Source organism: Lewinella sp. IMCC34183 (assembly GCF_003390915.1).
GTDB lineage: Bacteria > Bacteroidota > Bacteroidia > Chitinophagales > Saprospiraceae > Neolewinella.
Genome location: NZ_QMEM01000005.1, coordinates 23,277 through 35,416, shown reverse-complemented (window position 1 = coordinate 35,416; position 12,140 = coordinate 23,277). Strand labels below are relative to the sequence as shown.

Genomic DNA, 12,140 nt, shown 5'->3' with positions numbered 1-12,140 from the left:
CCGGTAGCATTGCTGCCGGGCGCTTTCTTAATGGGCAATGGGGTGCCGGCCCAGCCGTTCAGAGAAGTGAATTCCCGACCGCGGGATCATCGTCGGTATTTACCGATGAATATCGATGACGGTCGTTTTCCCCAATGGCTTATCCGACTTCCCGTATGTACCGTCCGCTCTGCGTTCTTGCCCTCTTTTTGTGCATTCTCCTGTCCTGTGAAAAGGAGTACATCGCCCCGCCGGTAGCGGAGATTCCCACCACGGAGCCCGAATCTGGATCGGTGCATTACGACAGCGTCGGGGGCTACGTACAGAAAGGCCCCTACCTCAGCGGCACATCGCTGAGCATCGGGGAGCTGACGGAGCGGCTCTCCCAGACGGGCAAGCAGTTTGCCACCCAGATTGTCGACGATCGCGGCACCTTCGAACTGCGGGACGTGACCCTGGCTTCGCCTTACGTTCTCCTGCGGGCCGACGGGTTCTACTTTAATGAAGTCACTGACGAAATTTCCGGCGCACAGCTTACGCTCCACGCCGTCAGCGATCTGGCGGACCGCAGCTCCCTGAACGTGAATTTGCTGACTACCCTGGAGCGACCGAGGGTGGAGTACCTGGTGCAGAACGGAAAGGAGTTCGCAGCGGCGAAAACGCAGGCGCAGCGGGAAATTCTCAGCCTGTTTGAAATGGGCGCGGAAGTAGGGGCCGCATCTGAGCTGATGGATATTACCCGTGGGGGTGATGATAACGCGAAGTTGCTGGCAATGTCCGTCATTCTCCAGGGAAAACTGGCGGTGGGCGAGCTTTCCACGCTGGTAGCCAGCATCAGTAACGACATCAGGACCGACGGCGTCCTCGACAATGAAACCCTGGGATCCCAACTCATCAACAACGCCACTTATCTGCACCCCGCCGGCATCCGGAATCACCTGGAAGCCCGCTATGCGGAACTGAATCAGGAGGTTGAAATACCGAATTTCGAGGATTATATAAACCGCTTCATTCAGGAAACCTCCTTTACGTTCACCAATCCGGTCTTCTACCCTGAGGCGGGGGCGTACGGCAGGAATTTACTGGGTTCGGATTCGGTATTCACCTCGGGGGATTACTCCCTCTCCGCAGAGCTGCCGCAGGGGGCAAGCGTCAGGGTGAAGGTTTCCGGTGCCAATTGGGGCATGTACATGGATGGCGCTCAGACGGCGTGGCAGCTTTCGGAATTCAACCGGTCCGATACTTCGCGCATTTTCACCGCGGACACGGAGGGCCGTGCCGATTTCAGACTCCTCCTGTTCACGATGGACAATTTGAAGAATGAGTACCTCGGTAGCGAGTACTGCAACGCGATCCCACCGGAAACCTGCCCCGAGGAGCGCGTACGTAACCCCGACTATGTAGCCTATCCGCACACGCGCATCGAGGTCTACGAGAATCAGGATACCGTTCCGATAATTAGCAAATCGTTCTCCGTAAGGCGGTAGGGGAAAGGTGCCAAGACCGGTTCGCGGCAAAGCGGGTTTACTCCTATCGGTTATCTTGCTGCCGTGCTCGCCTTTCTCGGACTGCTCACGATCCTTCTGCTGCTCTTCCTCGTCATCAGCAAGACCCTCTCCCCGGTGGTGGCGCTGGTGGTCGTGCCCGTTACCACGGCCCTGCTGGCCGGCTTCGGCCTGGAAACCGCGGACTTCATGACCGCGGGCATCGTGGCCATTGCACCGACGGCGGCCATGTTCGTCTTCGCCATCCTGTTCTTCGGCATCATGATGGACGCGGGCACCTTTGAACCGGTCATCCGGCGGTTGCTGGCGCTGGCCGGCAACGATCCCGCGCGGATCGCCGTCGTGACCGCCCTGCTGGCGATGCTGGTGCACCTGGACGGGTCCGGCGCCGTCACCTTCCTCATCACCATACCGGCGATGCTTCCCCTTTACGACGCCCTTGGTATGCGCCGGACCACCCTGGCCACCGTGGCGGCCCTGGCGGCCGGGACGATGAACATCCTGCCCTGGGGCGGGCCGACCATCCGGGCGGCGACGGCGCTGGACGTGCCGGTGACGGAGCTCTTCAATCCCATCCTGCTGCCGGTAGTTGTGGGCCTGCTGTCGGTGCTCGCCATCGCCTGGTGGCTCGGCCTTACGGAGCGGCGGCGCCTTGCCGGACAGCGGTCTGTCGCGATCGTCACCGAGCGGCCGGAACCGGAAGGAGAGGAGCCGGACAACCGCCGCCCGGACCGCCTCTGGTTCAATGGACTGCTGATCCTGGTGACGGTTGGGATACTCATTTCGGCCATCGTACCGCCCCACGTGGTCTTCATTGGGGCTTTCGTGATCGGGGTGACGGTGAACTACCCCAGACTGGCACGACAGCGCGAGCGCATAGACGCCCACGCGCGGGCGGCCCTGTTGATGGCCAGCATCCTGTTTGCCGCCGGCTGCTTTACGGGGATCCTCAAATCGTCCGGCATGATCGAGGCCATGGCAGCCGCCGCGGTCACCTTCGTACCCGACGCCGTAGGCGAGCGGCTTGCACTGCTGACCGGATTGGCGAGCATGCCCGCCAGCCTGCTCTTTGATCCCGATAGTTTCTACTTCGGTATGCTGCCCCTGCTAAGCACCACTGCGGAGCACTTCGGCGGTGACGGCCTTGAGGTGGGGCGGGCCGCGATCATGGGACAGATGACGACGGGCTTCCCCGTCAGCCCCCTGACCGGATCTACCTACCTGCTGGTGGGGCTCACCGGCGTGGACCTCGGCGAGCACCAGCGGCGGACGATCCCACTGGCCTTCCTCGTCACCCTCATCATTCTTCTATCCGCCGTACTGATCGGCGCCATCAGCGTATGAGCAAAAAAACTACCCTCCGCATCGGTGGTGGCGCCGGCTTTTCGGGCGACCGGCTGGAACCGGCCGTGGACCTGGTCAGCCGGGGTAACCTTGACTACCTCATCCTCGAATGCCTGGCCGAGCGGACCATCGCGCTGGCCCAGCGGCGAAAATTACAGGACCCGGAAGCCGGCTTCGACCCGCTCCTCGAGCGGCGGATGGAGCTGTTGCTGCCCGCGCTGGTGGAGCATCGCGTGCGGCTCGTCACCAACTTCGGTGCGGCCAATCCGGAGGCCGCCGCCCGCCGGGTACAGGCGATCGCCCGCCGGCTTGGCCTGTCCGTTACGGTAGCGGCGGTGAGCGGCGACGACGTCCTGGATCAGTTACGTCCCGACCTGCCTACCCTGGAAACCGGCCGCCCACTAGCCGATTATCCCGGCATCATTTCCGCCAACGCCTACCTGGGTGTCGATGCCATCCTGCCGGCACTGGCCGCCGGGGCCGATATCGTGGTGACCGGCCGCGTAGCCGACCCCAGTCTCGTGCTGGCACCCCTGATGTACCACTTCGGCTGGTCACCGGACGATGTCACCAGGCTCGGCCAGGGTACCGTCGTGGGGCACTTGCTCGAGTGTGGAGCCCAGGTCTGCGGCGGCTATTTTCTCGACGCGAACCGTAAACAGGTACCCGACCCCGCCCACATTGGCTACCCCATAGCGGAAGTGGAGGCCGACGGGGCGGCCACCCTTACCAAATTGCCCGCAACCGGCGGCCGCATCGACCTGCGGACGGTCAAGGAACAGCTGCTCTACGAGGTCATCGATCCCTTTGCCTACCTGACGCCGGACGTGGCGGCGGACTTCAGCACCGTTTCCCTGCAGCAAATGGCCACCGATGAGGTACACGTCAGCGGCGGCGGCGGGGCGCCCCGCCCGGACCGGCTGAAAGTGAGCGTGGGGTACCGGGCCGGCTACCGGGGGGAGGGGGAGATATCCTACGCGGGGCCGGGTGCCGTCGACCGGGCGCGGCTGGCCGGACAGATCATCCGGGAACGGCTGCAACCGGACGTGCCGGACCTGCGCATTGACCTGGTAGGGGTTGATTCCGTCAACCTGGGGGGAGCCGCGCCGACAACCGACAAGGAATGCCGCCTGCGCATAGCCGGCCACGCCTCCGATGCCGCGCTGGCCGGCAGGGTAGGCGAGGAGGTCGAAGCCCTGTACACCAACGGGCCCTTTGGTGGCGGAGGTGCGCGAAAATCGGTCACCGAGGTGATCGGCATAGTGTCCGTGCTACTCGACCGTAAGCTTATTGAACCCAAACTTAGCCTGTACCGCCCGTGAAACTCTACGATATCGCTCACTCCCGTGCGGGAGACAAGGGAGATACCCTTACCCTTTCGCTTATACCCTACGCCGGGGAGGACTACCAGCGCCTGCTACGTGAAGTTACCGCCGATCGTGTAGCGCATCACCTGCGCCATAACGTGCGGGGGGAGGTTAAACGCTACGAACTGCCGAAGCTACAGGCGTTGCTATTTGTGTGCGAGCGCGCGCTTCACGGCGGGGTCACCACTTCGCTCGTCAGCGATGCCCACGGCAAGTGTATGAGCGGCGTACTACTGGATATGGACCTTCCCTGACCGGCAGCGGCCCCTCCCCCGGCAGAGTAGGGGAGCGGGCGGCGGAGGAGGGTAGCCCGTGAAGCAAACCCGGGTGACCTGGGTGGAAGAAAAGTGAAGAATTTTCACGTTAGGACCGAACACGGCCTTGTTAGGTTAGTGTTATGTTAAATAGGGGATTATCCTTCACCGCCCAAGCCACCGCCATGTCCTACGATCAGTTCAAGCCCTTCGCGCCCGCCGCCGCCCGGCGTGCGACCGCTTCCGACTCCTTTTTCGTTGATGTCGAGGAACCCCTGTACCTGGTAGGTGGCGTGACCGGTGTGTTCGGTGTTTCGGTTACCGTTACGCATTCGGACGACAGCGATCTCCACTGTATCTGCGTAGGGGAGCGGATAGACGCTGCCCCCCTCGATCACCTCGCTCCTTCCGATTGCCCCGCGGGCAATTGCGATCATCAGGCAGCTTCGCGCCACGATATCCTGGCCCCGGTGTACTTCATCGGCTAGATAGATCGCCGCCGAACCCGTTTTCCCTTTTCTTTAGATGCAACCGTACGGTAGCCGTCCTCTTCTGAGGAGATACTATTCGTTGCTGGGCAAGACGTGATTCCTATTTTTCCGATCCCCGGGTTTTCTGGCCACTTAGCCACCGGACTAGGGCAATCCCGCCGATCAGCAACGGCAACACGAAAAGAACGAGATATCCCCAGAAGAGCCCTCCGGGGTGCGGGCGCGTGAGGGAAACATCCAGCAGCAAGGTCGGATCCATTCCGTAAGGTAACCCGCCTGGACGATTGGGCGGAAATACCTTACGCATCGGCCCGCCGAGTATCATTTTCCAGGCCAACAACCCGATACTGCCCCGGGTACCGCATTATTTTCATTGGCCGGAGAGAGCCTCGTGGTTTCTTCCACACCAACGCCAGTAGTGATTATCCCGCTTGCTTTGGCTCCGTCCTTTCACTCACCGAGTCCTCCTTCACTGCCTGCGCCGGGCGCCCACTGCTCCCTCAGGCTACTCCTCCAGCACTTCCCGTAGCTGCTTCAGTTCGACGGTCGTGACGGGCACTATCGTACCGTGGCGGGTACCTTCCGGAAACGCGAGTCGGTCCGAGATATCGGTCCACGCTTGCAGGTCGGGTGAGCGTACCGCCCCCATGGCGTGGTGGGTGTAGCGATCGTAGTACAGCACCCAATCGCCGTCGATCCGTGTAGCCGTGGGGCCCTCCACCCAATGGTCGGTCACGGGGGGTGAGGCGTCTGTATAGGGACCGGTAAGGTGGTCGGCGTAGGCGATGCGAATGTTTTTCTCGGCCGTCGGCAGTTTGGTTTCGTCCTTCAAAAACATCACGTAGTGGTCCCCGTCGGCGTGGATGGTGGCGTCGATGACGTTGAAGCCCCGGTCGTAGAGCACTTCCGTCGGCGTAAAGGAGGAGAAATCTTCGGTGACGGTATAGTACATACGGTGGTTGAGGCCATTGTCGCCGCTGGAGTCGGTAGCGGGATAGCGTCCCGGAATAGTGGACGCCCAGTAGATCAAATAGCGGCCGCTCGGAGCGTCGTAGTATACTTCGGGGGCCCAGGCGTTGCGCGCTTCCGGCTCGTGCTCCATGACGGGCAGGTAGCGTTCGTCGGACCAGTGGATTAGGTCGGGCGAGCGGGCGTACCCGATGCCGCGCTCGTGCCAGCTGACGGTCCAGACCATGTGGAACATGCCGTCTCCCCCGCGCACGATACAGGGGTCGCGCATTAGTTTGTCCTCACCCACGTAGGGGGTGAGGACGGGCCTGTTTTCGTTGAGTGGGACCCACGCAAACCCGTCTTCACTGTAGGCAAGGTGCAGCCCGTCCTCTCCGTTGCCGGTAAAGTAGGAGAAGACGTAAGGTGCCTGGGCGGCGAGCGGAGCTGCGAGGCAGGCGAGGAGAACCGCCAAAAGGGTGGGTGGGTGCATCGGATCGCTTTACGCTAAGGTAAGGTGCGGCCCGGGCTCGCCCTTCCCGCGCGCGAACCCGAACGGCGGTCGCCGGCGTTAGGGTCTGCATGGAGCAAGAACAGGAAGCCGCGTCGGAGGCCGGTAAACCCGCCATCACCGAAAAGGCGGTGGAAACCTACCAGTGGTGGAACAACCTCGCGACCATCCACCCCGAGGATCCGCCCCTGGTCGGCCTGACGAAGCTCGGGGTCCGACTGTTGGGGATCATCGTCCTGCTTGCCCTTTCCCCCCTCATCCTCATTGGCGTGGTCGTCGCATTCTTCGCCGTCCTGTGAGGGTGCTGCGCAATCCGTTCTGGTGGATCGCCGTGGTGGCCTTCGTGCTGCACCAGGTAGCGCAACTCGGGTTCGGTCTGCGCTCCGGCCTGCTGGACGGCTACCTCGATCCCTTCCTGTGTCCTCCGGTACTGCTGGGGCTCTGGTTGCTCGAGCGCCGGGTCATCTTCCGGGTTCCGCGGCTGACCGCGCTCGAAACCGCCGTGGCTACCCTGCTGCTGGCGGTGCTGTTCGAGGAAGTCTTCCCCCGTTACGAGGAGGGGTTTAGCCGCGACGTGATCGATTATCTGTTTTACGGACTCGGGGGGGTGTATTTCTACTTTCTGGTTAACCGGCACCCCAAAAAGGCCTGACCGACGCGTGACCACCGACACCGACACCGTAGGGGTTGGGCGGACCAGTACCTTTTCGCATTTGTCTAAACTAACAGCGTGTTGCCCGGAACAAGCCGCGGGGCCCCGGTGGTTCCACCAGAGCAGACACGACCGGGTGCCCGTAGGGGGGCTTGGATTTGATTGTTTGGACAATTGATAACCCCCAACCTATAAGATCATGAAATCCCTTCTTTTCTCCCTTCTCCTCCTACCCGTCGTTGGCTTCGCCCAGCAGAGCTTTAGTACCGATTACCGATCCCCGACCGGTGCCGACCGCGTGCCCCGGGCCGAAACCGACATCCCGCCCACCACCGATGCGCTACAGGCCACGTTGGTAGAGCTGACCGATCAGTACTACGCCGTGCACCAGCTGCACTGGAACATAACCGGCCCGCTCTTCATCTCGCTGCACGAGCTCTACGAAGAATTCTACGAAGGCCTTTCCGGCACGATCGACGAAGTAGCCGAGCGTAAACTCGCCCTCGACCAACCCGCCGACAACCGTCCCGCCACGGTGGTTTCCGACAGTCCGCTGAGCCCGGCCACCCCCGCCGGCTTCGTCAGCGACAAGCGGAGCCTGGAGATCCTTGCGGAGCGCTACGAACAACTCTCCAACAACGTGGCCCGTCGCATCACCGAAACCGGCGAAACGGACCCCGTCACCCAGGATCTGCTCATCTCCGTCAAGGATATGCTGGACCTTCACCTGTGGAAAGTCCGCTCATTTTTGAAGTAAACCCAACTCTCCGGCCGCTCATTCGCTTATTAGTACGTGGAATCACCTTCAAGCGAGCAAGAGGCGGAACGATTGGAGAACCTGCGGTCGTACCGCATTCTCGACAGCCTGCCTGAAGACGAGTACGATAGCCTCACGGCCATGGCGGCCTACATCTGCGGTGCGCCGATCTCCCTCATCAGCCTGGTGGACGAGAACCGACAGTGGTTTAAGTCCCAGCGGGGGCTGGATCCCGACCTGCGGCAGACGGACCGCGATTTGGCGTTCTGTTCCCATACCATACTCACCCCGCAGCAGCCCATGATCGTCCCGGATGCCCGGAAGGATAAGCGCTTCGCGGCCAATGAATTCGTGAAAGGCGACCCCCAGATCGTCTTTTATGCGGGGGTACCCCTGGTGACCCGGGAAGGGCACGCGCTGGGCAGTCTGTGCGTGATCGACCGGGAACCGCGGGTGCTGACGGAGGAACAACTTTCTGCGCTGGAGGGTCTTGCCAGCCAGGTAGTTAAGTTGTTCGAACTGCGGCGGCTTCTCGCGGAGGCGGAGGAACGGTTGCGGGAGCGGGAGGCCGCCTATTCCCTGTTGCGTGATTTCAGTCACGTCATTGCCCACGACCTGAAAGCCCCGGTGCGCAACATCCAGCAGGCCGGCGAAATCCTCCGTGAGGAATACCGGGATGCTCTCCCGCCGGACGGCTGGACACTGGTGGACATGATCACCGAGCGGGCCGCAGCCGCCTCCAGTATGATCGAGGGGGTATTGCGGTACAGCCAGGTATCACGCAGCCTAACCTCCGACCGTACGCAGGTCAACGTGCAGGAGATCGTGGAACTGGCTATCCGGCAGCTTGGTACCCGGGAGCGGTGCGAGTGTGTTCTGACCGGTAACCTGAGGGAGCTATACACTTCCCGCGTGGCCCTTCTCCAAATCTTCCAGAACCTCATCGGTAATGCCCACAAGTTTTGCGAGAAGGCTGTGTGCCGAATAGAAATCGATTGCGGCCAGGAGGCGGGGCGGGGATGCCGCTTCTCGGTAACCGATAACGGACCGGGGATTCCGAAACACGACCTCAAGGCCATTTTTAGGCTTTTTCACAGCGCCCGGCAGAGCGGACCGGCCGGACACGGCGTCGGCTTGTCCATCGTGAAGCGTTTGGTCGAGGCACTCGGCGGGACCATTGAGGTAAAATCCGAGATGGGTGCCGGTAGCACCTTTACCTTCTACTTACCGGATAATTCCTCGGCACCGACCAGCAATTTGCAAACACGGTAGCCCATCCGGGGCGTTGCATCGGTATGCGCTCACTGATTTATTACCTGTTACTGCTTCCTTACCTGCTCATTGCGCAGTCAACCTCCTCCGATTCCCTCCCGTCCAAGGATACGTTGGTACGTCCGGCTCCTGCCACCCTTCCGGATACCATGGCGCTCAACGGTTACGAGGCGGCCTACTTTTCACTCGACCGGCTCAATGCGGGCCTGCCCGAGCGACCCGCAGATATCAACCTGCGGACCCCGCAGGCTGCGCTGGAACACTTTATAACCAGCGCCCGGGAAGGGGATTTCGAGCGGGCGGCCTACGCCCTGAATTTCAATCTGTTGCCCGCCCGCGTACAGGCAGCCCAGGGGGCTGTACTTGCCCGCAAGCTGTTTTACGTGATCAACCAGCGGGTTTCCATCGACTGGGGGGGGCTGTCCGACCGGCCCGATGCCCAGACGAACATGGCGGCGGCCGGCCAGCAAGCCATCGCGGGCCAGCCCCGGCGGACCGTTTCCTGGGGCCGCCTGCAACCCGCCGACCGGGAATATCAACTCTACCTCCAGCGCGTGCGGGTAGGAGAGCGCGCGCCGGTGTGGGTGGTGGCCCCCTCAACGGTCGAAAATGTCGAAACCCTGTACGCGGCTTTCGGCCCTACCTGGCTGGACCGCAACGTCCCGGAGTGGGCGGACCGCACGGTACTGGGGATCTCGCTGTGGAAAGTCGTGGCGGTGCTGCTGCTGGCGGCCGTGTGCTGGGGGCTTTATTACTTCATGCGGTACGTGACCCGCTTCCTGCTGGGGCGCAGCAAAAACCCCTGGGTGACTGACCTCAGCGAGCACGTGGCCCGACCGGTGTCACTGGCGCTGGCCGTTTTCGTTTTCTACCTGGGGATGAATGACGTACTCAGCATTGCCGGAGCGTGGTCGGCCTACATCTACGCATTTCTGCTGGTAGTGGTCATCGTGTCCGTCATCTGGCTGGTCATCGGATCAGTAGACTACTTCATGGAGCGCCTGACGGATACGCAGGTGGGCGACATCACCGACGACCAGAACATGGAAAGCCGGCGGATGCTGACCTCGATCAGCGTGGCGCGCCGGGTGGTAATCTTTGTCGTCGTGGTCGTGGGAATGGGCGTCGTGGTGGGGCAGTTTCCCGGCCTGCAGACCCTGGGCGTCAGCCTGATGGCTTCGGCGGGGCTGGCTACTATTCTGCTCGGTATCGCCGCCCAACCCACGCTCGGCAATATCGTGGCGGGCCTGCAGATCGCCATTTCCAAACCCGCCCGGATCGGGGACAGCGTCATCTTCGAGGGCGAGTACGGCACCATCGAGTCTATCCGCTTTACGTACCTGGTAATCAAGACCTGGGACGCCCGGCGGCTTATCATACCGCTGAAGTACTTCATTACTCATCCGTTCGAAAACTGGAGCATGAACGATCCACACATGCTCAAGCCCATCATTTTGCACGCCGACTACACGGTAGACGTAGACGCGATGCGCGACAAGTTCGGGGAGTTGCTGCGTAACCACGATCTCTACGACCAGGAAAGTAAGCCCACCGTACAGGTAATTGGCAGCGACAAGGAGGCCCTGGAAATCCGGTGCCTGTGCTCTGCAAAGGACGCCAGTTCCGCCTGGGACCTGCACTGCGACATCCGCGAGGCAATGGTACGCTACCTCGCCCGCCTGTCCGCCGGAGCCCGGCTGGCCAGGGAAAGGGTACAGATCGTGGAAGCGTCCGGCCCCGATGCGGCGGGTTCGCCTTCGGACCCCGACACGCGGCGTTGAGTTTAATCGCCGGACGTGCGGTACGGCCGGACATATTACGCTAAGGGTAAGTTCATTAGCGTTGCCCTCCGAAGGGACCGTGCGCGGCTCCGTGCGAAATTTTAACTGTTTTTCAGTGACTTATGAGGGTAGGGTGCGGAAAATAGGATTCCAAACCCTTGGTTGTACCGCCGGATACTTGTACCTTTGCGTCCGCTTTCGTAACGGCGCTCCCTGCGGAGTGCCTCGCGGGGCGATAAATCCGTAAAATCAAGTATTTCCCGTGAATACCCTTTCCTACAAGACGCAGTCGGCCAACGTGAATACCGTTGAGCGCAAGTGGCACGTGATCGACGCCGAGGGCGAGATCGTCGGTCGCCTGGCCAGCCGCATCGCGCACGTTCTGCGCGGCAAGCACAAGCCTGACTACACCCCCCACTTCGACAACGGCGACCACGTGATCGTCATTAACGCCGACAAAGTCCGCTTCACCGGACAGAAGTTCAACGATAAGGTATACCTGCGCCACACCGGTTACCCGGGGGGACAGCGGAAGGCAACGCCCCGTCAGATCCTGGCCCGCAAGCCCGAGCTGGTGATCGAGCACGCCATCAAGGGCATGATGCCCAAGACCAAGCTTGGTCGCGCCCAGTACCGGAAGCTTCACGTATACGCCGGCGCCGAGCATCCCCACACCGCCCAGCAACCCGAAGAACTCAAATAGGTTATTGCGTCAGTGATTTACTGCGTTGTTGCGTTGGCCCGCTTCCCCCACCCACGGCCCTCGCACCTGCGGCCCCGCCGAAACCTCCGTTTCTGAGAGCCGAAAACGCACCAATCCGACAACGCACCAAAGCAACAACTAATGGAACAAATTAATGCCATAGGCCGCCGTAAAGCCGCCGTCGCCCGCGTCTACCTCATGCAGGGTAAGGGTAATATCACCGTCAACGGTAAGGACTACAAGACCTACTTTCCCCAGACGCACGTCCAGGGCAAAATCGTCCAGCCGTTCCACGTCATTGAGGTGGACAATGCCATCTACGACGTCAACGTAAACGTCGACGGCGGCGGGTACAAAGGACAGGCCGAAGCCATTCGCATGGCCATCAGCCGCGCCCTCGTCAAGCTCAACGAAGATTTCCGCAGCCCCCTGAAGAGCAACAAGCTGCTGACCCGCGACGCCCGCGTAGTAGAGCGGAAGAAGTACGGTAAGCCCAAGGCCCGTAAGAGCTTCCAGTTCTCCAAGCGCTAGCGGCCGTACGGAAGCTCACCCGGCTGGTGGTTCCCTGTGGGCCGC

The 12,140-nt window shown here is 61.6% G+C and carries 13 protein-coding genes; 12 read left to right on the top strand and 1 reads right to left on the bottom strand.

Translation table 11 applies throughout. From position 1 onward, the window contains the following. Positions 1-155 precede the first annotated feature (155 nt). The 5 genes from DQG19_RS11950 (at position 156) to DQG19_RS11930 (ending at position 4,937) form a co-directional block, all read left to right on the top strand. Entirely contained in the window at positions 156-1,466 is a 1,311-nt protein-coding gene (locus DQG19_RS11950; RefSeq protein WP_157974476.1) for a hypothetical protein, read from the top strand. A gap of 63 nt (positions 1,467-1,529) precedes the next feature. Beyond that, entirely contained in the window at positions 1,530-2,828 is a 1,299-nt protein-coding gene (locus DQG19_RS11945) for a CitMHS family transporter (protein WP_116126504.1), read from the top strand. Further along, positions 2,825-4,150 carry an acyclic terpene utilization AtuA family protein gene (locus DQG19_RS11940; protein ID WP_116126503.1) on the top strand — a complete coding sequence of 442 codons (1,326 nt, stop codon included), beginning with the start codon at positions 2,825-2,827 and terminating at the stop codon, positions 4,148-4,150. The genes DQG19_RS11945 and DQG19_RS11940 overlap by 4 nt, the downstream gene beginning before the upstream one ends. Beyond that, positions 4,147-4,449, top strand: coding sequence for a hypothetical protein (locus tag DQG19_RS11935; RefSeq protein WP_116126502.1), 303 nt, complete (start codon positions 4,147-4,149; stop codon positions 4,447-4,449). The genes DQG19_RS11940 and DQG19_RS11935 overlap by 4 nt, the downstream gene beginning before the upstream one ends. A 185-nt stretch (positions 4,450-4,634) precedes the next feature. Beyond that, the gene (locus DQG19_RS11930) at positions 4,635-4,937 is read left to right on the top strand and encodes a hypothetical protein (protein ID WP_116126501.1); all 303 of its coding nucleotides are present in this window, start codon (positions 4,635-4,637) and stop codon (positions 4,935-4,937) included. A gap of 508 nt (positions 4,938-5,445) precedes the next feature. On the opposite strand, the gene DQG19_RS11925 is transcribed toward DQG19_RS11930, so the two are convergent. Further along, positions 5,446-6,381, bottom strand: a complete 936-nt coding sequence (locus tag DQG19_RS11925) for a glycoside hydrolase family 43 protein (protein ID WP_116126500.1) — start codon at positions 6,379-6,381, stop codon at positions 5,446-5,448. A gap of 89 nt (positions 6,382-6,470) precedes the next feature. Here DQG19_RS11925 and DQG19_RS11920 point away from each other — a divergent pair, with 89 nt between their 5' ends. The 7 genes from DQG19_RS11920 (at position 6,471) to rpsI (ending at position 12,095) form a co-directional block, all read left to right on the top strand. Continuing rightward, positions 6,471-6,698, top strand: a complete 228-nt coding sequence (locus tag DQG19_RS11920) for a hypothetical protein (protein ID WP_116126499.1) — start codon at positions 6,471-6,473, stop codon at positions 6,696-6,698. Continuing rightward, positions 6,695-7,051, top strand: coding sequence for a hypothetical protein (locus tag DQG19_RS11915; protein ID WP_198661732.1), 357 nt, complete (start codon positions 6,695-6,697; stop codon positions 7,049-7,051). The genes DQG19_RS11920 and DQG19_RS11915 overlap by 4 nt, the downstream gene beginning before the upstream one ends. Before the next feature lie 199 nt (positions 7,052-7,250). Then, the gene (locus DQG19_RS11910; protein ID WP_116126497.1) at positions 7,251-7,808 is read left to right on the top strand and encodes a Dps family protein; all 558 of its coding nucleotides are present in this window, start codon (positions 7,251-7,253) and stop codon (positions 7,806-7,808) included. 36 nt (positions 7,809-7,844) lie between these two features. After that, on the top strand, positions 7,845-9,080 hold the full coding sequence (locus DQG19_RS11905) for a GAF domain-containing sensor histidine kinase (RefSeq protein ID WP_157974475.1): 1,236 nt from the start codon (positions 7,845-7,847) through the stop codon (positions 9,078-9,080). A gap of 23 nt (positions 9,081-9,103) precedes the next feature. Beyond that, positions 9,104-10,861 carry a mechanosensitive ion channel family protein gene (locus DQG19_RS11900; protein ID WP_116126495.1) on the top strand — a complete coding sequence of 586 codons (1,758 nt, stop codon included), beginning with the start codon at positions 9,104-9,106 and terminating at the stop codon, positions 10,859-10,861. A 262-nt stretch (positions 10,862-11,123) separates the two neighbouring features. Continuing rightward, positions 11,124-11,564 carry a 50S ribosomal protein L13 gene (gene rplM / locus DQG19_RS11895; protein WP_116126494.1) on the top strand — a complete coding sequence of 147 codons (441 nt, stop codon included), beginning with the start codon at positions 11,124-11,126 and terminating at the stop codon, positions 11,562-11,564. Positions 11,565-11,705: 141 nt separating this feature from the next. Then, positions 11,706-12,095, top strand: a complete 390-nt coding sequence (gene rpsI / locus DQG19_RS11890; protein ID WP_116126493.1) for a 30S ribosomal protein S9 — start codon at positions 11,706-11,708, stop codon at positions 12,093-12,095. The last annotated feature ends 45 nt before the right edge of the window (positions 12,096-12,140 follow it).

Coding starts and splice junctions, on each gene's coding strand:
- DQG19_RS11925 (WP_116126500.1), bottom strand. CDS start 6,381: ATGCACCCACCCACCCTTTTGGCGGTTCTCCTCGCCTGCCTCGCAGCT.
- rpsI (WP_116126493.1), top strand. CDS start 11,706: ATGGAACAAATTAATGCCATAGGCCGCCGTAAAGCCGCCGTCGCCCGC.
- DQG19_RS11940 (WP_116126503.1), top strand. CDS start 2,825: ATGAGCAAAAAAACTACCCTCCGCATCGGTGGTGGCGCCGGCTTTTCG.
- DQG19_RS11930 (WP_116126501.1), top strand. CDS start 4,635: ATGTCCTACGATCAGTTCAAGCCCTTCGCGCCCGCCGCCGCCCGGCGT.
- DQG19_RS11920 (WP_116126499.1), top strand. CDS start 6,471: ATGGAGCAAGAACAGGAAGCCGCGTCGGAGGCCGGTAAACCCGCCATC.
- DQG19_RS11900 (WP_116126495.1), top strand. CDS start 9,104: ATGCGCTCACTGATTTATTACCTGTTACTGCTTCCTTACCTGCTCATT.
- DQG19_RS11910 (WP_116126497.1), top strand. CDS start 7,251: ATGAAATCCCTTCTTTTCTCCCTTCTCCTCCTACCCGTCGTTGGCTTC.
- DQG19_RS11950 (WP_157974476.1), top strand. CDS start 156: ATGTACCGTCCGCTCTGCGTTCTTGCCCTCTTTTTGTGCATTCTCCTG.